The 24914-nt window shown below is 71.9% G+C and carries 23 protein-coding genes and 1 riboswitch; of the genes, 7 read left to right on the forward strand and 16 right to left on the reverse strand.

The features are described 5' to 3' along the window. Window positions 1–67: 67 nt before the first annotated feature. The 3 genes from NV263_RS19585 (at window position 68) to NV263_RS19595 (ending at window position 4538) form a co-directional block, all read left to right on the forward strand. Window positions 68–661, forward strand: a complete 594-nt coding sequence (locus NV263_RS19585) for a TetR/AcrR family transcriptional regulator (RefSeq protein WP_263247868.1) — start codon at window positions 68–70, stop codon at window positions 659–661. A gap of 88 nt (window positions 662–749) precedes the next feature. Continuing rightward, window positions 750–2849, forward strand: a complete 2100-nt coding sequence (locus NV263_RS19590; protein ID WP_263247869.1) for an FUSC family protein — start codon at window positions 750–752, stop codon at window positions 2847–2849. A gap of 174 nt (window positions 2850–3023) precedes the next feature. Continuing rightward, window positions 3024–4538 carry an alpha/beta hydrolase gene (locus tag NV263_RS19595; RefSeq protein ID WP_263247870.1) on the forward strand — a complete coding sequence of 505 codons (1515 nt, stop codon included), beginning with the start codon at window positions 3024–3026 and terminating at the stop codon, window positions 4536–4538. 51 nt (window positions 4539–4589) lie between these two features. Here NV263_RS19595 and NV263_RS19600 read toward each other — a convergent pair whose 3' ends face one another. Then, on the reverse strand, window positions 4590–6065 hold the full coding sequence (locus tag NV263_RS19600; protein WP_263247872.1) for a peptide MFS transporter: 1476 nt from the start codon (window positions 6063–6065) through the stop codon (window positions 4590–4592). A gap of 409 nt (window positions 6066–6474) precedes the next feature. On the opposite strand from NV263_RS19600, the gene NV263_RS19605 reads away from it, so the two are divergent. The 3 genes from NV263_RS19605 to NV263_RS19615 are packed head-to-tail and all read left to right on the forward strand — an operon-like array spanning window position 6475 to window position 9741. Further along, window positions 6475–7800: a hemolysin family protein gene (locus tag NV263_RS19605; RefSeq protein ID WP_263247874.1), complete on the forward strand. Its 1326-nt coding sequence runs from the start codon at window positions 6475–6477 to the stop codon at window positions 7798–7800. Beyond that, window positions 7797–8834 carry a hemolysin family protein gene (locus tag NV263_RS19610; RefSeq protein WP_263247875.1) on the forward strand — a complete coding sequence of 346 codons (1038 nt, stop codon included), beginning with the start codon at window positions 7797–7799 and terminating at the stop codon, window positions 8832–8834. Before NV263_RS19605 ends, NV263_RS19610 begins: the two co-directional genes overlap by 4 nt. Window positions 8835–8859: 25 nt before the next feature. Further along, on the forward strand, window positions 8860–9741 hold the full coding sequence (locus tag NV263_RS19615) for a 3-methyladenine DNA glycosylase (RefSeq protein ID WP_263247877.1): 882 nt from the start codon (window positions 8860–8862) through the stop codon (window positions 9739–9741). Between the two features lie 66 nt (window positions 9742–9807). Here NV263_RS19615 and NV263_RS19620 read toward each other — a convergent pair whose 3' ends face one another. From NV263_RS19620 to NV263_RS19675, 12 genes are all read right to left on the reverse strand, one after another. Next, window positions 9808–10587, reverse strand: a complete 780-nt coding sequence (locus tag NV263_RS19620) for an energy-coupling factor ABC transporter ATP-binding protein (RefSeq protein ID WP_263247878.1) — start codon at window positions 10585–10587, stop codon at window positions 9808–9810. Further along, window positions 10575–11342 carry a cobalt ECF transporter T component CbiQ gene (cbiQ, locus tag NV263_RS19625; protein WP_263254269.1) on the reverse strand — a complete coding sequence of 256 codons (768 nt, stop codon included), beginning with the start codon at window positions 11340–11342 and terminating at the stop codon, window positions 10575–10577. Before cbiQ ends, NV263_RS19620 begins: the two co-directional genes overlap by 13 nt. 2 nt (window positions 11343–11344) lie before the next feature. Next, window positions 11345–11695: a PDGLE domain-containing protein gene (locus NV263_RS19630; protein WP_263247880.1), complete on the reverse strand. Its 351-nt coding sequence runs from the start codon at window positions 11693–11695 to the stop codon at window positions 11345–11347. Beyond that, the gene (locus NV263_RS19635; protein ID WP_263247881.1) at window positions 11692–12366 is read right to left on the reverse strand and encodes an energy-coupling factor ABC transporter permease; all 675 of its coding nucleotides are present in this window, start codon (window positions 12364–12366) and stop codon (window positions 11692–11694) included. Before NV263_RS19635 ends, NV263_RS19630 begins: the two co-directional genes overlap by 4 nt. A gap of 185 nt (window positions 12367–12551) precedes the next feature. Then, window positions 12552–12821 carry a HesB/YadR/YfhF-family protein gene (locus NV263_RS19640; RefSeq protein ID WP_263247883.1) on the reverse strand — a complete coding sequence of 90 codons (270 nt, stop codon included), beginning with the start codon at window positions 12819–12821 and terminating at the stop codon, window positions 12552–12554. Between the two features lie 160 nt (window positions 12822–12981). Then, a complete protein-coding gene (gene gcvP, locus NV263_RS19645; RefSeq protein ID WP_263247885.1) occupies window positions 12982–15879 on the reverse strand; it encodes an aminomethyl-transferring glycine dehydrogenase in 2898 nt (965 codons plus the stop codon). Between the two features lie 177 nt (window positions 15880–16056). Then, window positions 16057–16159: riboswitch (glycine riboswitch) on the reverse strand. Between the two features lie 66 nt (window positions 16160–16225). Next, window positions 16226–16789 carry a MerR family transcriptional regulator gene (locus tag NV263_RS19650; RefSeq protein WP_263247886.1) on the reverse strand — a complete coding sequence of 188 codons (564 nt, stop codon included), beginning with the start codon at window positions 16787–16789 and terminating at the stop codon, window positions 16226–16228. A gap of 228 nt (window positions 16790–17017) precedes the next feature. After that, a complete protein-coding gene (locus tag NV263_RS19655; protein WP_263247887.1) occupies window positions 17018–17494 on the reverse strand; it encodes a bifunctional nuclease family protein in 477 nt (158 codons plus the stop codon). Between the two features lie 375 nt (window positions 17495–17869). Then, complete coding sequence (gene garA, locus NV263_RS19660) at window positions 17870–18337, reverse strand: glycogen accumulation regulator GarA (protein WP_263247888.1); 468 nt, start codon at window positions 18335–18337, stop codon at window positions 17870–17872. A 116-nt stretch (window positions 18338–18453) separates the two neighbouring features. Beyond that, on the reverse strand, window positions 18454–18840 hold the full coding sequence (gcvH, locus tag NV263_RS19665; protein ID WP_263247889.1) for a glycine cleavage system protein GcvH: 387 nt from the start codon (window positions 18838–18840) through the stop codon (window positions 18454–18456). Between the two features lie 114 nt (window positions 18841–18954). Then, entirely contained in the window at window positions 18955–19665 is a 711-nt protein-coding gene (locus NV263_RS19670; RefSeq protein WP_380757597.1) for a CDP-alcohol phosphatidyltransferase family protein, read from the reverse strand. Between the two features lie 154 nt (window positions 19666–19819). Next, window positions 19820–20035 (reverse strand): hypothetical protein, encoded by a 216-nt coding sequence (locus tag NV263_RS19675; protein ID WP_263247890.1) that lies wholly within the window; start codon window positions 20033–20035, stop codon window positions 19820–19822. 265 nt (window positions 20036–20300) lie between these two features. On the opposite strand from NV263_RS19675, the gene NV263_RS19680 reads away from it, so the two are divergent. After that, entirely contained in the window at window positions 20301–22178 is a 1878-nt protein-coding gene (locus NV263_RS19680; protein ID WP_263247891.1) for a propionyl-CoA synthetase, read from the forward strand. A 159-nt stretch (window positions 22179–22337) separates the two neighbouring features. On the opposite strand, the gene NV263_RS19685 is transcribed toward NV263_RS19680, so the two are convergent. The 3 genes from NV263_RS19685 to NV263_RS19695 are packed head-to-tail and all read right to left on the reverse strand — an operon-like array spanning window position 22338 to window position 24900. Further along, window positions 22338–22601: a phosphopantetheine-binding protein gene (locus tag NV263_RS19685; protein WP_263247894.1), complete on the reverse strand. Its 264-nt coding sequence runs from the start codon at window positions 22599–22601 to the stop codon at window positions 22338–22340. Next, on the reverse strand, window positions 22598–23248 hold the full coding sequence (locus NV263_RS19690) for an isochorismatase family protein (RefSeq protein ID WP_263247895.1): 651 nt from the start codon (window positions 23246–23248) through the stop codon (window positions 22598–22600). The genes NV263_RS19685 and NV263_RS19690 overlap by 4 nt, the downstream gene beginning before the upstream one ends. A 17-nt stretch (window positions 23249–23265) precedes the next feature. After that, window positions 23266–24900, reverse strand: coding sequence for a (2,3-dihydroxybenzoyl)adenylate synthase (locus NV263_RS19695; protein ID WP_263254272.1), 1635 nt, complete (start codon window positions 24898–24900; stop codon window positions 23266–23268). Between the last annotated feature and the right edge of the window lie 14 nt (window positions 24901–24914).

The following is a 24914-nucleotide window of genomic DNA, read 5'->3' on the forward strand; positions in this document are numbered from 1 at the left end:
CGGAGATCGACCCGCAAACCGTACGTACGGATTGCACGGAAGCCCGCCGACCTGCGACGATCAGGACATGCCTCGGGTCAGTCAGGACCATCTCGACGCCCGGCGCCGTCAGATCCTCGACGGCTCCCGGACGTGCTTCGCGCGCCACGGATACGAGGGCGCGACCGTGCGCAGGCTGGAGGACGCCACCGGGCTCTCCCGCGGCGCGATCTTCCACCACTTCAAGGACAAGGAGTCGCTGTTCCTCGCGCTGGCCGAGGACGACGCCGAGCGGATGGCCGACGTGGTCGCCGAGCAGGGTCTGGTCCAGGTGATGCGCGACCTGCTGGCCGAACCGGCGGGCGACTCCGCGCACGCGCCCGGCGCGGACTGGCTGGGCACCCGGCTGGAGGTGTCGCGGCGGCTGCGCACCGACCGCGACTTCCGGGAGCGCTGGGCGAAGCGCTCCGAACAGCTCACCGCCGCCACCCGCGCCCGCCTGCAGTGGCAGCGCGATTCCGGCAACCTGCGCGACGACGTCGACATCGACGTGCTGACCGCCTACCTGGAGCTGGTCCTGGAGGGACTCGTCTCACACCTGGCGATGGGCCTGCCCGCCGACGACCTGGGCGCCGTGCTCGACGTGGTCGAGGAGAGCGTGCGCCGCCACCGCGGCCGGTGACCGCGCCCGGCGCGCCGGACCCGCGACCGCCCGTCGGCGCGTAACCTCGCTACCGCCTGGGGCCGCGCGGAAGGAGCTGGACGGCGCAATGTGGAGCGAGTGGTGGAACCGCTTCCTCGCCTCCGACCCGGCTCTGCGGCGGTTGCGCACCGCCACCCGGGCGGCCGTGGCGGTCGCGGTCACGCTCGCCGTGATGGTGCCGGTGCTGTCCTGGTGGGGCCAGTCCCCGATGCTCGCGATCGTCGGCGCGGTGGTGGCCATCAACTCCGCGGTCGGCGTCAACGACCCGGACCGCCGCCAGCAGCGGATCACCAACCTCCTGCTGCCGCTGCCGACCACGTTCTCGTTGGTGCTGGCCACCTTCACGGCGCCGTGGCCGGTGCTGCACATCCTGCTGTTCCTCGCGGTCATCTTCACCGCGACCTACATCCGCCGGTTCGGACCGCGGTACTTCCCGATGGGCATGGTCGCGTTCATGGGGTACTTCTTCGCGATGTTCCTCAAACCGCAGCCCGCCCAGCTGCCCGCGCTGGTCGCGGCCGCGGTGGTCGGCGCGCTGGCCACGTTCACCATGCGGTTCCTGGTGCTGCGCGACGACCCCGAGGGCGTGCTGGAACGCGGCCGCCGCACGCTGCGCGCCCAGGTGCACGGCCTGCTGCACGCCGTCCGCGGCCTCGCCGAGCACCCGGACTCACCGCAGCGCCGCCGGGCCCTGCACCACCACTCGGTGCGGCTGAACGAGACCGCGCTGATGCTGGAGAACACCGTCCAGCAGCTGGACACCATCGACGAGACCGGCCGCGAACTGCTGCGCCAGCGCATCCTGGACGTCGAACTGGCCGCCGAGAACCTGCTGACCCCGCTGATGCGGCTGGTCGACCACCCCAGCGGCGGCGACACCGTGCCGCACGCGGTCAGCGCGCTGCTCGCGGTGCTGCGCACCGACCCCGCCGAGCTGCGCGAGGCGACCCGCGACATCGCCGAGAACATCGAGCAGCACGGCTCGGTGGAGGTCGCGATGGCGGTGCGCCGCCTCGGGGCGTGCCTGGCGGAGCTGGCCACCGCCACCGGCGAGCTCGGCGAGCACCGCGGCGACCTGGTCGAGCAGGAGCTGACCGACGAGCGCACCGGCGAAACCGAGCAGGACACCGAGACCGGGCTGCGCCGCCTGGAAGTGCGCATGGCGGTCCAGGTGACGTGCGCGGCCGCGGCGGCGATCGTGCTCGGCCAGCTGGTGAACCCGAACCGCTGGTACTGGGCGGTGATCACCGCTTTCGTGGTGTTCATCAGCACCAACAGCCGCGGGGAGCTGCTGGTGCGCGCGTGGCAGCGCACCGCGGGCACGATGCTCGGCGTGGTCGCCGGAATCCTGGTGGCCACCCAGGTCACCGGCAACGCGGTCGCCGAGATCGGCACCATCCTGCTGTGCGTGTTCCTCGGCTTCTACTTCGCGGGCTACTCGTACGCGGTGATGACGTTCTTCATCACCACCCTGCTGGGCGCGCTGTACGGGATGCTCGGCACGTTCAACGTGTCGGTGCTGGAGACCCGCCTGTGGGAGACCGCGGTCGGCGCCGCGTCCGGCGTGCTGGCCGCCGCCTTCGTGCTGCCCACCCGCACGCGCCACCTGGTGCGGTCCAACACCGAGGAGTTCCTGCTGGCACTGCGGGACTTCCTGCGCGGCACCGGGACCGAGATCAGCGCGCACGGCGCGGTCACCGCCCCGCAGGAGTCGATGCGCACCCTCGACGACCGGTTGCAGCAGCTGCACCGCAGCGCCCGCCCGCTGATGCAGTACCGGTTGCGCTCCCGGCGCAGCCAGGTGCAGCGGTCGGTGACGGTGATCAGCGGCTGCGCCTACTACGTGCGCAACCTCGCGGTCGCACTTCCGGCCACTGTGGACATGGTCGACGCGGACACCAGGGAGCGGATCGCCGAACTGCTGTGGGCGCTGGCCGACGCGGTCGAGTCGATGACCGGCGAGGCGCAGGTGGACTTCGCCTCGGCGATGTCCGCGGCGCGCCGCACCGCGGACGCGTTGCACGACATCGCCGAGTCGCTGTCCAGCGGTCCCAGCTCGCTGCACCGCGCGATCCGGTGGCTGGACCGGGTCACCCAGGTCATCGAGGACCTGGCCCGCGAGCGGGGAATCGTCCCGACCGACCGGCAGGCCGCCTCGCGGAGTTGACCACACAGGACGGTGATCCGCACCGGAACCGGATTTTCCTGGCATCGCTCGCTTTTCGCGCGCGTCGTGGCCGGTCGTGGCGCAAATCCGCCACGAACACGGCCGTTCACAGCCCGGGCGCCGCTGTTCACTTACGCTCCGGGGGACAACGCTTCTGTTCGGTGAGGAGACCCCGTGAAGCGCTCGACCGCATTCGGTCTCGCCGGTGCCGCCGTGCTCGCCAGCACGGCGCTGACCGGCGCGACGGCCCAGGCAGCACCCGAACTGCGGTTCGGGCCCTGCCCGCAGGACATCAGCAAGCCCTACCCGCAGATGCAGTGCGCCGACCTCGACGTGCCGCTGGACTACCACGACCCGGGTGGCGAGCAGGTTCGGCTGATGGTGTCCCGGCTCCCCGCCCGCAAGCCCGCGTCCCGGCGCGGCGCGCTGCTGGTCAACCCCGGCGGACCGGGCGGTCCCGGCATCAGCTTCGCCGGCGGCCTGTCGAAGAAGCTGCCCCCCGCGGTGCTGGACTCCTACGACCTGATCGGCTTCGACACCCGCAACACCGCGCACAGCACGCCGATCTCCTGCGTCGACCCGGGCAGCTACTGGAAGACCCCGCTGCCCGACCCCGACTCGCCGCAGACTCGCGAGCAGAACTGGGAGCGCGCCCAGCAGTACGCCGACGGCTGCCAGCAGCGGGCGGGCAAGTACCTGCCGCAGCTGAACACCCCGACCAACGCCCGGGACATGGACCGCATCAGGCAGGCGTTGGGCGAGCAGAAGATCAGCTACCTCGGCTACTCCTACGGCACCTACCTCGGCGCGGTGTACGGGCAGCTGTTCGGCGAGCACGTCGACCGGATGATCCTGGACAGCTCGGTGGACCCGAGCACCCCGGACGTCTGGTACCGCGACAACCTCCGCCAGGACGTGGCCGCGCAGCGGCGCCTGGACCTGTACTTCGACTGGATCGCCCGCTACGACGGGGTGTTCCACCTGGGCACCGACCGCGACCAGGTGCGGGCCGCGTGGCAGGGCGTGCAGGACGACCTGCGCCGGGCCCCGCACGGCGCGCTCGGACCGTCGGAGTTCGTCGACACGACGTTCAACGCCCTCTACGGCGAGAGCAGCTGGATCACGCTGGCGAATGCGCTGTCCGACTTCCACAACCGGCACGACGACCGCAAGCTCGTCCAGCAGGCCAAGCCGAAGGACGCCGCCGCGGAGAACGAGAACGCGATCTACAACGCCGTCGAGTGCGGCGACGCACCGTGGCCCGCCCGCCGGGCGGAGTGGGAGCGCGACTCCGCCGCGGTGGCCCGGAAGTACCCGCTGGCCGCCTGGTACAACAGCTGGACCGTGGCGCCCTGCCGGGTGTGGCACGCCCCGCACGGCGACCCGGTCAAGATCACCGGAGCGGGCCTGCCCCCGGTGCTGATGTTCAACTCGGTCCACGACGTGGCCACCCCGTACGAGGGGGCGCAGCAGATGCACCGCTCGCTGCCGTCGTCGGTGCTGGTCACCGAGAAGGACGCGGGCAAGCACGGGGTGTACGCGCTGGCGGGCAACACCGACGCGGACCGCATCGGCACCGACTACCTGGTCGACGGCAAGCTGCCCGAGGGGGACACCACGATCCCGGGCCACGCCAAGCCGGACCCGACCAAGCCGGGCGCCACGGCCAAGCAGCTCGACCTGGGCTGACCCACCCGCCGGGGCCGGTCCCGACACCGCGTCGGGACCGGCCCCCGCGCGTCAGCGGACTCCGTGCATGTACCGCCGGATGCTCCTGGAGCCGATGAACAGCAGCACGCCGCACGCGATGGTGGCCGCGCCGATGGCGGTGAAGTACGGCACCTGGTCCTGCACCGAGTACAGCTTGACCATCTGGGCGCCGAGCCCCTGCCCCATGGCCGGGGCCAGGAAGTACAGGCCCATCGTCTGCGAGGAGAACGCCTGCGGCGCCAGCTTCGTGGTCACCGACAGGCCCACCGGCGAGAGCATCAGCTCACCGACGGTCATGATCACGAAGACCAGCGCGAGCATGATCGGCAGGTGCTTGTCCTGGCCGACGAGCACCTTGGACAGCACCACCCACAGGAACGCGACGCCGACGAACAGCAGACCGCCGGCGAACTTGCGCGGCGTGTTGGGCTGCCGGTCGCCCAGCTTGAACCACAACGCGGCGAACAGCGGGGAGAGCGCGATGATCGCCAGCGAGTTGATCGACTGGAACCACGACGCCGGGATCGCGTAGCCGAACACGGTCAGGTCGGTGTCGGCCTCGGCGAGGTTCGCCAGCGTGTTGGGCTGCTGCTCGAACAGCAGGAAGAACAGCGCGGTGGCCAGGAACAGCGGGATGTAGGCCAGCAGCCGGTCGCGCTCGACCTCGGTGATCTGCCTGCTGCTGAGCATCACCGCGAAGTAACCGATGGGCAGCAGCGCGGAGATCGCGCTGATGACGTTGACCAGCCCGTCCAGCCCGATCAACCCGGTGGCGAACAGGCCGCCGAGCACCAGCACGAACAGCACGGCGATGCCGATCGCGCGCCCCAGCACGCCCGACTTGCGGTCGGCGGGCAGCGGGTTCACCGGAGCCTGCCCGGCGGAGCCGAGGTGCTTGCGCCCGAGGGCGAACTGGACCAGCCCCAGCGCCATGCCCACGGCCGCGGCGCCGAACCCGAAGTGCCAGTTGACCTTCTCGCCGAGCCAGCCGCAGACCAGCGGCGCGAGGAAGCCGCCGACGTTGATGCCCATGTAGTAGATCGAGAAACCCGCGTCGCGGCGCGTGTCGTCCTCGCTGTAGAGCCCGCCGACGATGTTGGAGACGTTCGGCTTGAGCAGCCCGGTGCCGATGATCAGCAGGACCAGACCGAGCAGCACCGTGGCCATCCCGCCGGGGACGGCCAGGCACAGGTGGCCGAGCATGATCACGAACCCGCCGTAGAACACCGCGCGCTGCCCGCCGATGAGCCGGTCGGCGATCCAGCCGCCGACGATGCCGGTCATGTACACCGAGGCGCCGTAGATGCCGACCAGCGACAACGCGGTGGACTGCGGGATGCCCAGTCCGCCCTCGGCCACCGAGAAGTACAGGTAGTACCCCAGGATCGCGCGCATCCCGTAGTAGGAGAAGCGCTCCCACATCTCGGTGAAGAACAGCGTCGACAGTCCGCGCGGGTGGCCGAAGAAGCCCCGCTGCGGTGCGTCCGCAACCGTGCTGGTGCTCACGATCACGTCCTCTCGTCCGTGTGATCTGCGGCGGTGGCCGCGAAACAGCGTGCGGAAGGTTACGCCCTGGCAAAGTGGCTTAAACCACCAGGACCACACAAACCTCGCATTGGTTACATACAGTGGTCAATCGGGTTCACCGCGGTCGTAACCGAGCTGTGCCCGCACGCCACCACCCAGCGACCCGAACGACCCCCATCCGGTGCGAGCAGGGCGGTCGTGGTGATATTGCGACCAGGCGCTACTCCGTTCGGGATATACTCGCGTCGTATTCCTCCCGTTTCCCTGTTCCACGAGGAGTGACAACGTCGGTGCCCGAGGCACGATCACCTGACGGCAGTACCGGGCCGGGACGAGATCCCGGCTTTCCGAACACCGCGGCCCACGCCGCGCACCGGGGTGACCGGTGATGGAGATCCTGCTGTCAGTCCTTGGACTGCTGTTCGTCGCCGTGCTGACGCTGGGCACCGCCCTCGCCGTCGCCGCCGAGTTCTCGCTGACCTCGCTGGAACGCAGCACCGTCGACGCCCACGTCAACCAGGTCGGGGACCGGCGCGCCCGCTCGGTGCGCAACGCGCACCGCACCCTGTCCTTCCAGCTCTCCGGGGCGCAGGTGGCGATCACGCTGACCACGCTGGTCACCGGCTACGTCGCCGAACCGCTCATCGGCGAGCTGATCCGCCCCGCGCTGATGGCGGCGGGCCTGCCGGCGACCGCGGCGGCCGCGACGTCGCTGGCCGCGGCGATCCTGCTGGCCACCACGCTGTCGATGGTCTTCGGCGAGATGGTGCCGAAGAACCTGGCGATCGCCCGGCCGCTGCGCACCGCGCGCGCCGTCTCCGGCTACCACGCCGCCTTCTCCCGGGCGTTCCGGCCGCTCATCGACGCGACGAACAACAGCGCGAACTGGGTGGTGCGCCGGTTCGGCGTGCAGCCCCAGGAAGAGCTGCGCTCGGCGCGCTCGGCCGACGAACTGGGCTCGATCGTGCGCTCCAGCGCCGAGCACGGGACGTTGGACCAGGCCACGGCGCACCTGATGGACCGGTCGCTGCGCTTCGGCGACCGCACGGCCGAGGAGCTGATGACCCCGCGCGTGCGGGTGGAGTCGCTGCCCACCGATGCCACCGTGGTCGACCTGATCGACATCGCCCGCCGCACCGGCTTCTCGCGGTTCCCGGTGCACGGCGGCGACCTCGACGCCGTGCACGGCGTGGTGCACGTCAAGCAGGCGTTCGGCGTCCCGGTCGAGCAGCGCACGTCCACCCCGGTCACCTCGCTGGCCCGCCCGGTGCCGACGGTCCCGGAGACGCTGGACGGCGACGCCCTGCTGGAACGGCTGCGCGCCTCGGGCCTGCAACTGGCGGTCGTCGTCGACGAGTACGGCGGCACCGCGGGCATCGTGACCCTGGAGGACGTGGTCGAGGAGATCATCGGCGACGTCCGCGACGAGCACGACCGCGGCGAGGTCACGCCGGTGCGCGGGCTCGGCGACGGCACCTGGATCATCTCCGGGCTGGTGCGCCCGGACGAACTGGCCGACGCCACCGGTTTCGCCGTCCCCGACGGCGACGAATACGAGACGATCGCCGGTCTGGTGCTGGCCGAGCTCGGCCGCATCCCCGAGGTCGGGGACCACGTCGGGAGCGGGGACTGGCAGCTGACGGTGACCCGGATGGACCGCAACCGGATCGCCGAGCTGCGGCTCAACCGCGTCGGCGGGGAGGTGGACCGGTGAGCGACGGTCTGGCCATCCCGCTGGCGGTGCTCCTGCTGCTGTGCAACGCCCTGTTCGTGGGCGCGGAGTTCTCCCTGCTGTCGTCCCGCCGGGACCGGCTGGAGGCGCTGGTCGCCCAGGGCGTGGGACGCGCCCGCGTGGTGATCCGGGCCAGCCAGGAGGGCTCGCTGATGCTGACCAGCGCCCAGCTGGGCATCACGCTGTGCTCGCTGGGACTGGGCCGCCTCGGCGAGCCCGCGGTGGCCCACCAGCTGCACCGGCTCGTCGCGCCGCTGCCGGTGCCCGACGCGGTGCTGGAGGCCGTGGCGTTCGCGATCGCGCTGGCGATCGTGGTGGTGCTGCACGTGCTGATCGGCGAGATGGTGCCGAAGAACCTCTCGATCGCCGAACCGGAGCGCCTGGCGCTGTGGCTGGTCCCGGTGCTGGTCGGGTTCGTCAAGCTGGCCCGACCGCTGATCGCGGTGTTCAACATGCTCGCCAACGCGGTGCTGCGGCTGCTGCGGGTGGAACCCAAAAACGAGCTGGAAACCGCCTACAGCTCGTCCGAACTGGCCGAACTCCTGGTGGAATCCCGCCGGGAGGGCCTGCTGGACCAGTCCGAGCACCGCAGGCTCGCGCAGACGCTCTCCTCCGCCGAGCACACCGTGCACGACGTGCTGATCCCGATGCGGGACCTCACGACGCTGCCGGCCCGCCCCACGCTGGGCGACGTGCAGCGAGCGGTGTCGACCACCGGGTTCTCCCGCTTCCCGGTCCGCGCGAACGGCTCGCTGCGCGGCTACCTGCACATCAAGGACGTGCTCGACCAGCTCAACGGCGACCCGGAGAAGCCGGTCGCGGCGTCCCGGATCCGGCGGCTGCCGGAGATCCCGGTGACCGCCCGGCTGGACGAGGCGCTGACCGCGCTGCGCCGCGCGGGCAGCCACCTGGCCGCGGCGGTGGACGCCTCGGGCGCGCCGGTCGGCGTGGTCGCGCTGGAGGACCTCGTCGAGGAGTACGTGGGCACCGTCCGGGACGCCACCCACGTCGGGTGAAACCCGGCGAATATCCTGGTCGGCGATGAACGTCCTGTCCGAGTCGGAGTGGCGGGCGCGGCAGGCCGCGCACCGCAGCCGCGTCGAGCGCTGGACCGAGCCGCACCGCCACCGCCGGTTCCACGCCCGCAAGCACCCGGTGCTGGACTTCCTGTTCACCTACTACTCGTTCCGCCCCTCCCGGCTGGAGCGCTGGCAGCCCGGCGTCGGCGTGGCGCTGGAGGGCGGCGAGGAGTTCCTCGCGCGCAGCGGTTTCGCGGCGACCCCGCGGGGCGTCGCGCTGGACCCGGCGGCGCTGACGCCGAAACGCCGCGACACCGCGGAGTTCGTGCTGGCCCTGCTGACCGCCACCGCGTCGCGCAAACCGCGGCTGGGCTGCTTCGGCCTGCACGAGTGGGCCATGGTGTACCGCGCGGAGCAGCAACAGGTGCGCCACGCCGACTGGCCGCTGCGGCTCGGCCACGCCGGCACCGACCGCGTCGTCGAGTCGATGCCGATCCACTGCACCCACCACGACGCCTTCCGGTTCTTCACCCCGCCCGCGCGCCCGCTCAACGCGGTGCAGCCGCAACGCTCCGACCAGGTCCGCATGGAACAGCCGGGCTGCCTGCACGCCAACATGGACCTGTTCAAGTGGGCCTACAAGCTCGACCCGTTCGTGCCCGCCGAACTGGTCGCCGACTGCTTCGACCTCGCCGTCCGGGTCCGCGAGCTGGACATGCGCGCCAGCCCCTACGACCTGCGCGAACTCGGCTACGAGCCGGTCCCGGTCGAAACCCCGGAGGGACGCGCGGACTACGTCCGCCGGCAGCGCGCCTTCGCCGACGAGGCGGCGGTGCTGCGGCAGCGCCTCATCGACACCTGCCGCGACCTGCTCAGCTGGGCCGACCGGCACGAAGCGGCCTGACCCGGCGGACCCGCTCGTTGGCCGACGAGCCTCACCAGCGGCGCGCCGGTGTGTCGCGGCACCGCCTCACGGCACGCGGAAGCCGTAGGGCAGCTCCAGCCGGTGCCGGGCCAGCAGGTCGGTGTCGGCCAGCAGCTCGGCCGTCGGGCCGTCGGCCACCACGGTGCCGTCGTCGATCAGCACGCTGCGCGGGCACAGCTGGAGGGCGTAGGGCAGGTCGTGGGTGACCATGAGCATCGTGCCGCCCAGGTCCACCAGCACCTCGGCGAGTTCCCGCCGGGCCACCGGTTCCAGGTTCGACGAGGGTTCGTCGAGCACCAGGATCTCCGGGCGGCACGCCAGCACCGTCGCCAGCGCGACCCGTTTGCGCTGGCCACCGGACAGGTGCAGCGGCGAGCGGTCGGCGTGCCCGGCCATGCCCACGGCGTCCAGCGCCGCGTGGACCCGGTCGGCCAGCTCCGCACCGCGCAGGCCGAAGTTCGCGGGGCCGAAGGCCACGTCCTCCCGCACGGTCGGCATGAACAGCTGGTCGTCGGGATCCTGGAAGACCAGCCCGACGCGCCGCCGGATCTCCTTGAGGTTGCCGTCGGCGACTTCCAGCCCGCCGACCGCGATCCGCCCGGCCTCCGCGCGCAGCACGCCGTTGAGGTGCAGCGTCATCGTCGTCTTGCCCGCCCCGTTCGGCCCGAGCACCGCGACCCGCTCCCCCGGCGCCACGCGCAGGTCGATGCCGCGCAGCGCCCGGTGGCCGTCCGGGTAGCTGTAGGTCAGGCCGGTGACCTCCAGCGCGGGCGCTGCGCCGGTCCGCGCGCCGGTCTCCGGCGCGGTGTCGGTCAGGCGATCCACAGGGCGGCTCCCAGGACGACGGCGGCGACGGCGGGTGGTGCCATGCCGAGCCACCACGCCGACGTGGACCGGCGCCGCGGCTCGCCGAGCTCGGGCATCGCGCCGCTCCACCCCCGCGACACCATCGCCAGGTGGACGCGCTCGCCGCGCTCGTAGGACCGGATGAACAGGCTACCGACGCCGCGCGCGGTCGCCCCCACCTGCCAGAGGAACCGGGGGTCGTGCCCGCGGCAGACGCGTGCGATCCGCATCCGCCCGGCCTCGGCCACGATGACCTCCGCGTAGCGCAGCATCAGCGTGATGATCGTGATGACCAGCCGGGGCGCGCGCAGCCGCTGCAGGCCGACGACGAGTTCGCGCGGCGCGGTCGTGGCCGCCAGCAGCAGCGAAGTCGCCAGGCCGAGGGTGCCCTTGGCCAGGATGTTCCACCCGGCCAGCAGTCCCTCGACCGACAGCGGCACGCCCACCACATCCGTGGTGGTCCCGCCCGCGGTGAACGGCAGCACCAGCGCGAGCACCACGAACGGCACCTCGATGAGCAGCCTGCTCGCCAGCCAGCGCGGCGGGATCCGGGCCACGAGCGCCAGCACCAGCAGCAGGACGGCGTAGCCGCCGAACGCCCACAGCACCTGGCGCGGTGTGGCGACGACGCAGAGCACCACCAGGAACGCGGCCACGATCTTGACCTCGGGCGGCAGGCGGTGCAGCGGCGAGCTGCCGGGCAGGTGCAGGGCGCTCGCGTGACCGGCGCCCACCGTCACCGCCCTTCCGGCCTGCGGCGCAGCACCCAGAACAGGCCCCCGGCCAACGCAGCCGTGGCGAGCACCCCGATCACCCCGGCCACACCGGTCCACCGGTCGTCGCCGTCGACGGCGTAGTCGGCCAGCGGGCTGTGCGCCATCACGTGGTCGGTCTTGTGCTGGGCGATGCAGTGCCCGCGCAGCTGCTCGCCCTGCGGCGTCTGGACGGTGGTGCAGCCGCGCTCGGTCACCGCGTCCAGCCCGTCCGGGGAGGAGTCGGCGAAGTAGGCCAGCACACCGGCGACGAGCAGGGCGACAGCCCCGAAGGTCACCAGGAACCGGGCACCGCGGCGGCTCGGCGCGCTCATCGGACCTCCTCGGCGGTGGGTGCGCTCGTCTTCGCCGAGCGCAGCAGGTGGACCAGGTCGGGCCGGGCGGCGGCGACCGCGGCGATCGTGACCGCGGTGATCACCGCCTCGCCGAGCCCGATCAGGCAGTGCACGCCGACGATCGCCAGCGCGACGGTGCCGGTGCCGTACCCGGCGGCGCCGCCGAGCGCGTACTCGACGACGAAGCCGAAGGACGCGGCCACGGTGTTGATCCACGCCGCGACACCGGCGGTGATCACGAGGCCGGTCCGGCTGCGCACCGCGAACCGGCGCAGCGACCACGCCACGAGGTAGCCGACGGCGGTGCCGATCAACGCCATGTTGGTGATGTTGGCGCCGAGCATCGTCAGCCCCCCGTCGGCGAACAGCAGCCCCTGCACGACGAGGACGATCGACACGCACAGCGCTCCCACCCACGGGCCGACGAGCATCGAGGCGAGCGCGCCCCCGAGCAGGTGCCCGCTGACACCGGGCAGCACCGGGAAGTTGATCATCTGCGCGGCGAACACGAACGCCGCCACCAGCCCGGCCATCGGCGCGGTCCGGTCGTCGAGGTCCGAGCGGGCCTTGTACAGCGCGACGGCCAGACAGGCGATCGCCACGAAACCGAACAGCAGCGCTGTCGGCGCGTTGAGCAGCCCATCACTCATGTGCATGGCGAGCGTGGATGTCCGCACGACCCTAGACCTCCCGAGGGGGAACCGGTGCAGACCGAGGGTAGTTGCCCACGCATGTTTATCGCCAGATACTGGCAGGAGTCATTGATCTCAGCTGAACGCGAAAAAACCGTCAGCCCGGGCGAAAACACCCGGGCTGACGGTCGAGTCGGTGTGCGTCAGTCGCGGACGGCCAGGCTCAGCTCGCCGTTGTCGTCCCGCTCCGCGTCCAGGACCTTGTCGCCCAGCAACGACGCCACCTGCGGTTCGAGGAACACCCGCACACCGGATGCCTCCACCACCTCGTCGTCCTGCTGCGGCTCGCCGGCGATCGACGCCTGGAGACCCTCGTCACCGGGCGCGATGCGCAGGCCGGACCCTTCCGGAGAGTCGCCGCCAGCCAACACGAGCTTGATGACCTCCGCGGCGCTCTCACTGATGGTGAGCATGGTGCTCCCCTCTCCTCATCGGAGCCGGTCACATGAAGGGGCCACCCTGTCATCCGGCCCAACCGCGTGCAACCTCGGGGGTACCCACTCGCCTGCCCGGGGCCTGACCGGCGGGGGCGGTGCGAGCGGCACCTGTCGCCCGCACCGCCGCGCACGGCGGTCAGCTCTCGTAGGCCGACAGCGGCGGGCAGGAGCAGACCAGGTTCCGGTCGCCCCGCGCGCCGTCGATGCGGCGCACCGCGGGCCACACCTTGGCCGCCCGGGTGCCCATCGGGTAGGCGGCCTCCTCGCGGGTGTAGGCGTGGTCCCACTGCCGGGCCAGCGACGCGGCGGTGTGCGGCGCGTTGACCAGCGGGTTGTCGTCGGCGGGCCACTGCCCGGCGACGACCTTGTCGATCTCGGTGCGCACCGCGATCATCGCCTCGCAGAAGCGGTCCAGCTCGGCGAGGTCCTCGCTCTCGGTCGGCTCGACCATCAGCGTGCCGTTGACCGGGAAGGACATGGTCGGCGCGTGGATGCCGTAGTCGGCGAGCCGCTTGGCCACGTCGTCGACGCTGATGCCGCTGGTCTTGGTGATCGACCGCAGGTCGAGGATGCACTCGTGCGCGACGTAGCCGCCCTGCCCGGTGTAGAGGACCGGGAAGTAGCCGTCCAGCCGCCGGGCCACGTAGTTGGCGGCGGCGACCGCGGTCAGCGTGGCGCGGCGCAGCCCGTCGGCGCCCATCATCCGCACGTACGCCCAGGAGATCGGCAGGATCGACGCGCTGCCCCACGGAGCGGCGCTGATCGGGCCGACCCCGGTCTCCGGGCCCGCGCACGGTTGCATCGGGTGGTTCGGCAGGAACGGCGCGAGGTGCCCGCGCACGCCGATCGGGCCGACGCCGGGACCACCGCCGCCGTGCGGGATGCAGAACGTCTTGTGCAGGTTCAGGTGCGACACGTCGGAGCCGAACTTGCCCATCCGCGCCAGGCCGATCAGCGCGTTGAGGTTGGCGCCGTCGACGTAGACCTGGCCACCGGCGTCGTGCACCAACCCGCACACCTCGCGGACGGTGTCCTCGTAGACGCCGTGGGTGGACGGGTAGGTGATCATGATCGCGGCGAGGTCGTCGGCGTGCTCGGACACCAGCTCGCGCAGGTGCTCCAGCTCGATGTTGCCCTCGTCGTCGCAGCGGACCACGACCACGCGCAACCCCGCCATGACGGCGCTGGCGGCGTTGGTGCCGTGCGCGCTGGCCGGGATCAGGCACACGTCGCGCTCGGCCTGCCCCCGGTTGCGGTGGTAGGCGCGGATGGCCAGCAGACCGGCGAACTCGCCCTGGCTGCCCGCGTTGGGCTGCAAGCTGACCGCGTCGTAGCCGGTGATCTCGGCCAGCCAGGTCTCCAGGTCCTTGACGATCCGGAGCAGCCCCTCGGCGTCCTGGGCGGGCGCGAACGGGTGCAGCGAGGCGAACGCCGGCCAGGTGATCGGCTCCATCTCGGCCGTCGCGTTGAGCTTCATGGTGCACGAGCCCAGCGGGATCATGCTGCGGTCCAGCGCGACGTCGGAGTCCGACAGCCGCCGCAGGTAGCGCAGCAGCGAGGTCTCCGAGTGGTGGGTGTGGAACACCGGGTGCGTCAGGTACTCGGAGGTGCGCAGCAGTGCGGACGGCAGCGCATCCGGGGTGTCGGCGTCGAGCTCGTCGAGCTCGGCCGGTTCGGCGATGCCGAAGGCCCGCCACACCTTGGCCAGGTGCGCGCGGGTCGTCGTCTCGTCGCAGGCGATACCGACGTGGTCGGTGTCCACCCGGCGCAGGTTGACGCCCTCGCGGCGGGCCGCGGCGACGACCTCGTCGGCCCGGCCGGGCACCTCGGCGACGACGGTGTCGAAGAAGTCGCGGTGCAGCACCCGCACGCCGCCGCGCCGCAGCTGCTCGGCCAGCACCGCGGCCATCCGGTGCGCGCGGGTGGCGATGGCGCGCAGCCCGGCCGGGCCGTGGTAGACGGCGTACATCGCGGCGACCACGGCGAGCAGGACCTGCGCGGTGCAGATGTTGCTGGTGGCCTTCTCGCGGCGGATGTGCTGTTCCCGGGTCTGCAACGCCAGCCGGTACGCCTGGTCGCCGTCCGCGTCGACGCTCACCCCGACCAACCGGCCCGGCAGCTGCCGCTCCAGGCCCTTGCGCACCGCCATGTAACCGGCGTGCGGGCCGCCGAAGCCCATCGGCACGCCGAACCGCTGCGTGGTGCCGACCACGACGTCCGCGCCGATCTCGCCCGGTGGGCGCAGCAGCGTCAGCGCCAGCAGGTCGGCGGCGACCACGACCATGCCGCCGCGCCGGTGCACCTCGGCGATGATCTCCTCCTGGTCGCGGACCGCGCCGGAGGCACCCGGGTAGGACAGCAGCGCACCGAAGAACTCGCCCTCCGGGAGGCCGGCGGCGCCCTGCGCCAGGTCGGCGACGACCACCTCGATGCCCAGCGGCTCGGCCCGGGTCTCGATCACCGCGCGGGTCTGCGGCAGCGTGTCGGCGTCGATGACGAACCGCGGCGACTTCGACTTGCCCGCGCGCCGCACCAGCGTCATGCCCTCGGCGGCCGAGGTGGACTCGTCGAGCATGGAGGCGTTGGCCACCGGCACCCCGGCGAGGTCGGCCACCATGGTCTGGAAGTTCAGCAGCGCCTCCAGCCGGCCCTGCGAGATCTCCGGCTGGTAGGGGGTGTAGGCGGTGTACCAGGCGGGGTTCTCCAGCACGTTGCGCAGGATCACCGGGGGCGTGTCGGTCCCGTAGTAGCCCAGCCCGATCATCTCGGTGTGCGGACGGCAGTGGTCGGCGAGTTCGCGCAGTTCGGCCAGCGCCTGCGCCTCGGACGCCGGCTCGGGCAGCGCCAGCTGCAGGTCCGGCTCCCGGATGCCTTCCGGCACGGCGTTCTGCCCGAGCTCCTCCAGCGATCCGACGCCGATCACGTCGAGCATGCGGGCGAGTTCGGCGGGCGCCGGCCCGACGTGCCGGTCGGCGAACGGAGTGCCCTGTTCCAGGGCGGCGAGCGGAATGCGGTCATGGGTCACGTCGGTCATCGCCAAACCTCAATCGTCGCGGCGGACACGGGTCGGCAGTGCAGTCCGCGGACTGCGCTGCTCTCCCCCTCTGTCACTGCTCGCGAAGCGAACGCCTGAGAGCTTCGCCCGGCGACCCGGGCTTGCACCGTCGGCGGGGTCCACCACGGCTGCGGCGCACCCTCTTTCCAGAGGCATCTCGCCCGTGCGGTCCGGTTGGCCTGAGAGGTTGTCGGGGAGTTTTGCTCCTTCGGCGCCGACCTCGGCCGCAGCCGGGGCCGGTCTCTCCCGCACGGGGTCGGCGATGCAGCGAAGCCTACCTGATCAACGTGGCTGCGCGGGCCCTCGATGTCGCCCGCGGCACACGTCAGCCGGTCTGCCGGTCGCGCCTGCGGCGGGACAGCTCGTCCTCGACCGGAACGATCTCCGCGCCGTCGGCGCGCTCGGCCGGGAAGTCGTGGATGGTCCCGCTGATCTCGCGCATCGCGCCGCTGACTGCGATCCCGAACACGCCCTGGCCGCCCTGCAACAGGTCCACCACTTCCTCGGGGGAGGTGCACTCGTAGACCGTCGTCCCGTCGCTGAACAGCGTCAGCCGGGCCAGGTCCTGCACGCCGCGGTTGCGCAGGTGTTCGACCGCGACACGGATGTTGTGCAGCGACACCCCGGTGTCGAGCAGGCGTTTGACGACCTTGAGGACCAGGATGTCCTTGAACGAGTACAGCCGCTGCGACCCGGATCCGGCGGCGCTGCGAATGGAGGGGCCGACGAGTTTGGTGCGCGCCCAGTAGTCCAGTTGGCGGTAGGTGATACCGGCGATCTGGCAGGCGGCTGGGCCCCGGTAGCCGACGAGCTCGTCCGGCAGCGAGGAGTCGAGGAACGGCTCCCCCTGCTCGGCGGCAGCCTCCCGGTTGGGTGCTTCCTCGACCACGCCTGCCTCCCCTCGTCCGGCACGGAGCCGACGATCCTGAGCGCCCGTGGTCCGTGTGACCGCGGGCCGCGAACACCCTCACCGGCGCGAATCACACCGGGGCAATTCGCGTGCCTCGACCGTAAGCCCGCCCCGCGAGGAGGTCAACGCGACGCGCGGGGGGTGGGTCACCGACGAACCGGCCCCCGCGCGGTGCCGCGCGGGGGCCGGTCGTCACGGCGCGGCGGGTCAGGTGTCCGCGCCGCGGAAGTCCTCCGGGGAGACCGAGTCGAGGAACTCGCGGAACTTCTCGACCTCGTCCTCCTGCTCGTCCGGAATGATCAGGCCGGCCTCGTCCAGCACGGACTCGTCGGCGTGGATCGGCACTCCGACGCGCAGCGCCAGGGCCACCGAGTCGCTCGGCCGCGCCGACACGCGCACGTCCCCGTCGAACACGAGCTCGGCGAAGAAGGTGCCCTCCTGCAGATCGGTGATCCGGACCTGTTCCAGGTCGCGCCCGAGGGCGCCGATCACGTCCTTGAGCAGGTCGTGGGTCAGCGGCCGGGCGGGCCGCACCCCCTGCTGTTCGAGTGCGATCGCGGTCGCCTCGACAGAGCCGATCCAGATCGGCAGGTAACGCTCGCCGTGCGCCTCGCGCAGCAACAGGATCGGCTGGTTGGCTGGTAGTTCCACACGCACGCCGACGACGCGCATCTCGCTGCTCATCGTCTCATCGCCTCCTCCAGCGCGCCGAAGCGTGACATCCTTCGTCGAGGATCGCGCACCGACGCCTCCGACGCTACCCGCGATACGGCGGACACGCCCATCCCTCCAGCGGTCCGGCCGGCCACCGCTCCGCGGCCCTTCCGGCGCATTCGGCGAACCGCTCCTGCAGAGCGCTCGTCATCGAGCAACACCCAGCACGATACACCGCCACGCGGCCCGACGGACCTGCGGAAAAAGTCCCTCCTCATCGCGAGAACACGTTGTGGCGCCAGGCGATTCCCCGCCGTCGGACGCTCCGCGGCGCGCATCGCACGGACGCGAATCGGGGCGGCGCCGCTGGCGGCGCCGCCCCGAAACCGTCAAGTCATGCCGCGTTCAGCGGCCGCCCTGTCCTCCGTCGACCGGTCCGGTCAGGAACACCAACCGGAACTTGCCGATCTGCACCTCGTCACCGTTGGCCAGCACCGAGGTGTCCACCGGTTCCCGGTTGACGTAGGTGCCGTTGAGGCTGCCGACGTCCACGACCACGAAGTCGTTGCCCTCGCGCCGGAACTCGGCGTGCCGACGGGAAACCGTGACGTCGTCGAGGAAGATGTCGCTGTCCGGGTGCCGTCCGGCACTGGTGGTCTCCCGGTCCAGCAGGAACCGCGAACCCGCGTTCGGGCCGCGCTTGACCACCAGCAGGGCGGACCCCGCGGGCAGCGCGTCGACCCCGGACGCGGCAGCAGGCTCCGGGGGCGCGCTCTCGGTGCTTTCCGGCTCCGAGAGGAAGGGCCTGAAGACCGAGGTGGTCTCCGGTGACTGCTCCGGTGGAACGTCGCCGGAGCCGCTGTTCTGGCTCACCTGAGCTCTCCTCTACGCGGATAGATCGTGCCAAGTACGTTCAAACGTACCGTGCTGTCACAGGCACGGGACGCGCGCCTCCCGACAACCGCGGGTGCGCCACGTCGGGCCCGCGGTCAGCCCTGGTCGATCAGTGCCTGGTAATCCGAGGCGGACAGCAGCTCGTCGAAGCGCTCCGGGTCCGCCAACCGGATCTCGACCATCCAGCCGTCGCCCTGGGGAGCCGAGTTGACCAGCTCGGGCTCGTCCTGCAGGCGGTCGTTGCGGGCCGAGACCTCGCCGGACAGCGGGGCGTAGATGTCCGCGACGCTCTTGGTCGACTCGACCTCGCCCATCGCCCCACCGGCCTGGACCTGTTCCCCGACCTCCGGGAGCTGCACGAACACCACGTCGCCGAGCTGCTGCTGGGCGTGGTCGGTGATGCCGACGCGCACCGCGTCCGGGCCGGTGCGCTGCACCCACTCGTGCTCCTGCGTGTACCTGATCTCGTCCGGGGCCGCCACGTGGGGTGTCCGCCTTCCTCGTCCGCTGCTGCCTGGGGCCGTCCGCGACGGTGATCGCGATCGGCTCGGCGAGCGTATTGGGCCGCCCGGTGGGACCGCAAGGCGATCGGCAGGTCAGCGCGGAGCGGACCGCGTCTGCCGGACGGCCGCGACGACCTGGCCCAGGTAGAGGATCCCCGCCCACAGGTACAGCGCTCCGCCCCAGCACGTGAAGGCGTAGGCGATCGGGCGGGCCACCGCGGTGACCGCGCTCTCCGCCTGCACCAGCAACAGCAGCGGGAACGCGTACATCAGGCAGAAGGTCGCCGCCTTGCCGAGGTAGTGCACCTCGGGTGGTTCGTAGCCGTGGTAGCGCAGCACCGGCAGGCACAGGGTGAGCACCACGTCGCGGCCGATCAGCGCCGCCGCGGCCCACCACGGGATGACGTCGCGCATCACGAAGGCGACGAGCGTGGCGACGATGTAGAGCCGGTCGGCGGCGGGATCGAGCAGTTCGCCGATGCGGCTGTACTGGTTGAGCCAGCGGGCGAGCTTGCCGTCGAGCCAGTCGGTGACGCCGCTGAGCACCAGGACGAGCAGCGCGAGCAGGTCGGCCCGGGGGCCGAGCAGCAGCCAGAGGAACAGCGGCACGCCCGCGAGGCGGATGACGCTGAGCAGGTTCGGCACCGTCCACCAGGGATCGGCCCAGACGCCTGCCGCTGCCTCCTTGATCCGGGCCAGACCGGGATCGGGTTGGGGCGGGGAGTTCTCGTCGCCGGAGCCGGGGTTCACCGCCCGGCCCCCGGTCCTGGTCTCGTCCGTGGTGCTGTCGGCGTCGTGCACCACGAGCCCCTCCCCTGAATGGTTGTGCGATCTGCCCCTCGGCCGGGCGCACCTCGTGCGGCCCGCACGGATCAAGGGTCTCACATATGTCGCACAACGGCGGTGGCGGCCGCATGTGAGCTGGGCGATCGCGCCGAGCGCGGCCGCCGGGCCGGCGTCAGCCGCGGGTGTGGCTCCAGCCGCGGCGGCGGAGATCGGCATCGGTCAGGAACCGGGGCCGACCGCGGTCGTCGACACCCGCCCAACGGGCGCCGCTGTTGCCCTCGCGCACGTACGAATGACCACCGCTCCACACCACGCTGCACGGCGTGGTGGGCAGTGCTTCTCCGCCGTTCGTTCCCGTCTCGGCCGCTGTCGCCGTTTCCGCGCTCATAGTCGCTAGCACCTCCGTGGGATTAGTCGGTCCGGTCACACGCGGCGTTAGCCCGATCTTCGCCCGTGGCCGATTGTCGACGGATCGACCACGCACTGTCGCGCCGGTGAGACCGGCGAGCGCTCAGCGGCGCCCGTCCGTCGCCCAGCAACGACCGAGACTTCGGCCCGGCAGTACGCCGCGCCGAAAGGACCCTGGCGCCGGGCAGTTCCGTGCGGTAGGACACAGGCAACCCGGCCCCCGTCTGCCCCTGGAGGTCTTGGCCATGGGTGCCTATGCCGACGCCCACCGGCGCAGTCTCGCCGACCCGGACGGTTTCTGGCTGGACGCGGCCACCGCGATCGACTGGGAACGCGCCCCGAGCCGGGCGCTGGACGACTCCCGCGCCCCGTTCCACCGCTGGTTCCCGGACGGGGTGCTCAACACCTGCTTCAACGCCCTGGACCGGCACGTGCGCGACGGCCACGGCGAGCGGACCGCGCTGATCTGGGACTCGGCGATGACCGGGCGGGTGCTGCGGTGGAGCTACGCGGAACTGCTCGACCGCGTCGCGACGTTCGCCGGTGCGCTGCGCGAGCAGGGGGTGCGGCCGGGCGACCGGGTGGTGCTGTACCTGCCGATGATCCCCGAGGCGGTCGTGGCGATGCTGGCGTGCGCGCGCATCGGCGCGGTGCACTCCGTGGTGTTCGGCGGGTTCGCGCCGAAGGAGCTGGCGGCGCGGATCGCCGACGCGCGGCCCAAGGTGGTCGTGGCGGCGTCCTGCGGGCTGGAGCCGAACCGGGTGGTGGAGTACAAGCCGATCGTCGACGAGGCGCTGCGGATCTCCGGTCACCGGCCGGAGCGGGTGATCGTGCACCAGCGCGAACAGGCGGTCGCCGAGCTCGGGCCGCTCGACGTGGACTGGAACGACGTGGTGGCCGCCGCCGCACCCGCCGACTGCGTTCCGGTGCGGGCCACCGACCCGCTGTACGTGCTGTACACCTCGGGCACCACCGGGCGCCCCAAGGGCGTGGTGCGGGACAACGGCGGGCACGCGGTGGCGCTGCGGTGGTCGATGGCCAACATCTACGACATCGGGCCGGGCGAGGTGTTCTGGACGGCCTCGGACGTCGGATGGGTCGTCGGCCACTCCTACATCGTCTACGCGCCGCTGCTGGCCGGGGCGACCACGGTGGTCTACGAGGGCAAACCGGTGGGCACGCCGGACGCGGGCGCGTTCTGGCGGGTCATCGCCGAGCACCGGGTCAAGGCGCTGTTCACCGCACCGACGGCGTTCCGCGCGATCAAGCGGGCCGACCCGGAGGGCGCCGAGACCACCCGCCACGACCTGTCGTGCCTGCGGAACCTGTTCCTGGCCGGGGAACGGCTCGACCCGGAGACCTACCACTGGGCGTCGCGCACCCTCGGGGTGCCGGTCATCGACCACTGGTGGCAGACCGAGACGGGCTGGCCGGTGTGCGCGAATCCGCGCGGGCTGGAGCCGCTGCCGGTCAAGCCGGGTTCGCCGACGGTGCCGATGCCCGGCTACGACGTCGCCGTGCTCGACCAGGCGGGCAGTCCGGTGCCCGCGGGGCAGGACGGGGCGATCTGCCTGCGGTTGCCGCTGCCGCCGGGCACGCTGCCGACGCTGTGGGGCGACGACGAGCGGTTCCGCGAGTCGTACCTGTCGCGCTACCCCGGCTACTACCTGACCGGCGACAGCGGCTACGTCGACGAGGACGGCTACCTGTTCGTCATGGGGCGCACCGACGACGTGATCAACGTGGCCGGGCACCGGCTGTCCACCGGGTCGATGGAGGCGGTGCTGGCCGCGCACCCGGCGGTGGCCGAGTGCGCGGTGATCGGTGTGCACGACGAGCTCAAGGGCCAGGTGCCGCTCGGGTTCGTGGTGCTCAAGTCCGGTGTGGAGGTCGACGAGGAGCGGTTGCGGCAGGAGCTGGTGACCGCGGTGCGCGAGCAGATCGGGCCGGTGGCGGCGTTCCGCGACGTGGCCGTGGTGGACGGGCTGCCCAAGACGCGCTCCGGCAAGATCCTGCGCCGGTCGATGCGCGAGATCGCCGACCGCGGCGACACCGCGGTGCCGTCGACCATCGAGGACCCGGCGGTCCTGGAGCGGCTGCGCCCGGCGCTGCGGCGGCGGTGACGGCGCGGAGGCACCGGCCCGCCGCGTCCGTTCGGGGGCTTTCCGCCCGCGGAGCGGTCCACACCTTCATCGGGCCGTTCCACTGTGGACGGATCTGCTGCGGTCCTCGGCCGACATCGAGCACCTGGCCTCCCCCGCCGTGCGCGGCGGGGGACCGGCTCACAGCTTCGGTTCCAGCACCGCCCACCAGTCGGCCAGCGTCGGGCGTTCGGCCAGGTCCGCGAAGGTCACCTGGACGCCGAGCTTGCGCCACTTCTCCACCAGGCTCATGATCCGCACCGAGTCCAGGCCCCAGTCGAGCAGGTCCTCGTCGTCGGCCAGCTCCGCCGGGTCCTCGTAGAGCAGTTCGGCGACCTGGGCGCGCACGTCCTCCAACGTCAGCACCGGTGTTCCCGCCATCGCCACGCACTCCCCTTCCGTCATGCCACTTCGGTCTCGTCGGCCGCCAGCGATCGCGCCAGCTGCCGCGAGGTGTCCACCACGGCGCACCGCTTGGCCGCGTAGGACAGCGCCATCCGGTGCTCCTCCGGGGAGAAGTCGGCGACCGCGTCGGCGGCCAGGAACGCCTGGACGTCGCGCTGGAACGCTTCGGCGGCGGTCATCAGGCAGCCGATGTGCGCGTAGATGCCGGTGATGACCAGCTGGTCGCGTCCCCAGTCGCGCAGCAGGTCGGCCAGCTCGGTGTCCAGGAACGCGCTGTAGCGCCACTTGGTCATCAGCACGTCGCCCTCGCCGGGCGCCAGCTCGTCGATGATCTCGGCCTGTTCGGGGTCGGCGACGCCGGGACCCCACCACTCCAGCTGCAGGCCGCGCTGCCGCGGCGTCTGGCCGCCGGGTTGCGCGCAGTAGACCACCGGAACGCCCGCGGCGCGGGCGGTCTCGCGCAGCAGGCGGATGTTCGGCACGACCTGGCTCAGCGGTTCGGCTCCGGGCGTGAACGCGCCGACGAAATGCCGTTCCATGTCGTGGATGAGCAGCACCGCCCGGTCCGGGTCGGGCCGCCAGCCCACCCGGTTGGCGGGCAGGTCGTCCTGCGGCACCCGGTACGGTGCGATGGCCGGAAGCGCCACCGTGTTCCTCCCGTCTCTCACTTGTTCCCCAGCTCTGGCACCAGTTCCCGGGCGATCAGCTCGCGCAGCTCGCGCTTGCTGATCTTGCCGACGCCGGTCTGCGGGAACCGTTCGACGAATTCGACCCGGTCGGGGACCTTGTACCCGGCGAGTCCGCGGGCGCGCACGAACCTGATCAGCTCGCGGGCCTTCGGCGGTTGCCCGCGCGGCACGACGAACGCGCAGCTGCGCTCACCGAGGTAGTCGTCGGGCATCGACACGACCGCGGCGTCGTGCACCGCCGGGTGCGCCAGCAGGTGGTTCTCGACCTCCTCGGCCGCGATCTTCTCGCCGCCGCGGTTGATCTGGTCCTTGGCCCGGCCCTCGACGACCAGGTTGCCGTCCTCGGTCAGGCGCACCACGTCGCCGGTGCGGTAGAAGCCGTCCGGGGTGAACGCGCGGGAGTTGTGCTCCTCGGCCCGGTAGTAGCCGCGGATCGTGTACGGACCCCGGGTGAGCAGGTGCCCGGTCCGGCCGACCGGCACGGGGTTGTCCTCGTCGTCGACGACCAGGACCTCGTCGTCCGGTGAGATCGGACGTCCCTGCGTGGTGACGACGACCTCCTCGGGGTCGTCGAGCCGGGTGTAGTTCACCAGCCCCTCGGCCATCCCGAAGACCTGCTGCAACGTCGCGCCCAGCACCGGGCGGACGCGCCGCGCGACCTCCTCGCTGCACTTGGCGCCGCCGACCTGGAGCACCTCCAGGCTCGACAGGTCGTGCTCGGTGCCGCCCGCGGCGGCGTCCAGCCACACCAGCGCCAGCGGTGGGACCGCCGCGGTGAGCGTGACCCGCTCGCGTTCGATCAGCGGGAACACCTCGTCCGGGCTGGGGCGGCGGGCCAACACCACGCGACCGCCCGCGTGCAGCACGCCGAAGGTGCCCGGCGAGCTCATCGGGAAGTTGTGCGCGACGGGCAGCGCCGCCAGGTAGACCGTGTCGGCGGTGACGCCGCAGATCTCGTTGCTGGCGCGGAACGAGTAGATGTAGTCGTCGTGGGTGCGCGGGATCAGCTTGGGCACCCCGGTGCTGCCGCCGGACAGCTGGAGGAAGGCGACGTCGCTCGGCGCGGGCCCCGCGTCCCCCGCCGGTTCGGCGTCCACATCGGACAGTGCGCGGAAACCGGAGTCCCCCGGGTCACCGGCGATGATCACGTGCCGCAGTCCGGGCACCTTCGCGGAGACCTCGGCGGCCAGCCGCCGGTGGTCGAACCCCGCCTCGACGTCGACGGTGATGTAGGCGGCCGCCTCGCTGAACTCGCAGAAGTAGCTCACCTCGGTCAGCCGGTGCGAGGGCAGCGCGAAGACCGGGACGGCGCCGAGCCGGAACAGCGCGAAGCACACCTCGAAGAACTCGGCGATGTTCGGCAGCTGCACCACGACCCGGTCGCGGGCGCCGATGCCCAGCTCGCGCAGTCCGGCGGCCAGCCGGTCGGCGCGGGCGTCGAGGTCGGCGTAGGTGATGCGGCGGTCGGCGTCGACGACCGCGACGCGGTCGGGGTGTTCGGCGGCGCGGTCGCGCAGCATCCGGCCGAAGGTGTAGCCGCGCCAGTAGCCCGCTTCGCGGTAGCGGCGGGCGAACTCCTCCGGCCAGGTGGGGCAGCCGGGCAGCGTCATGGGCGTCCTCTCCG

This window comes from Saccharopolyspora rosea, from assembly GCF_025643595.1.
GTDB lineage: Bacteria > Actinomycetota > Actinomycetes > Mycobacteriales > Pseudonocardiaceae > Saccharopolyspora > Saccharopolyspora rosea.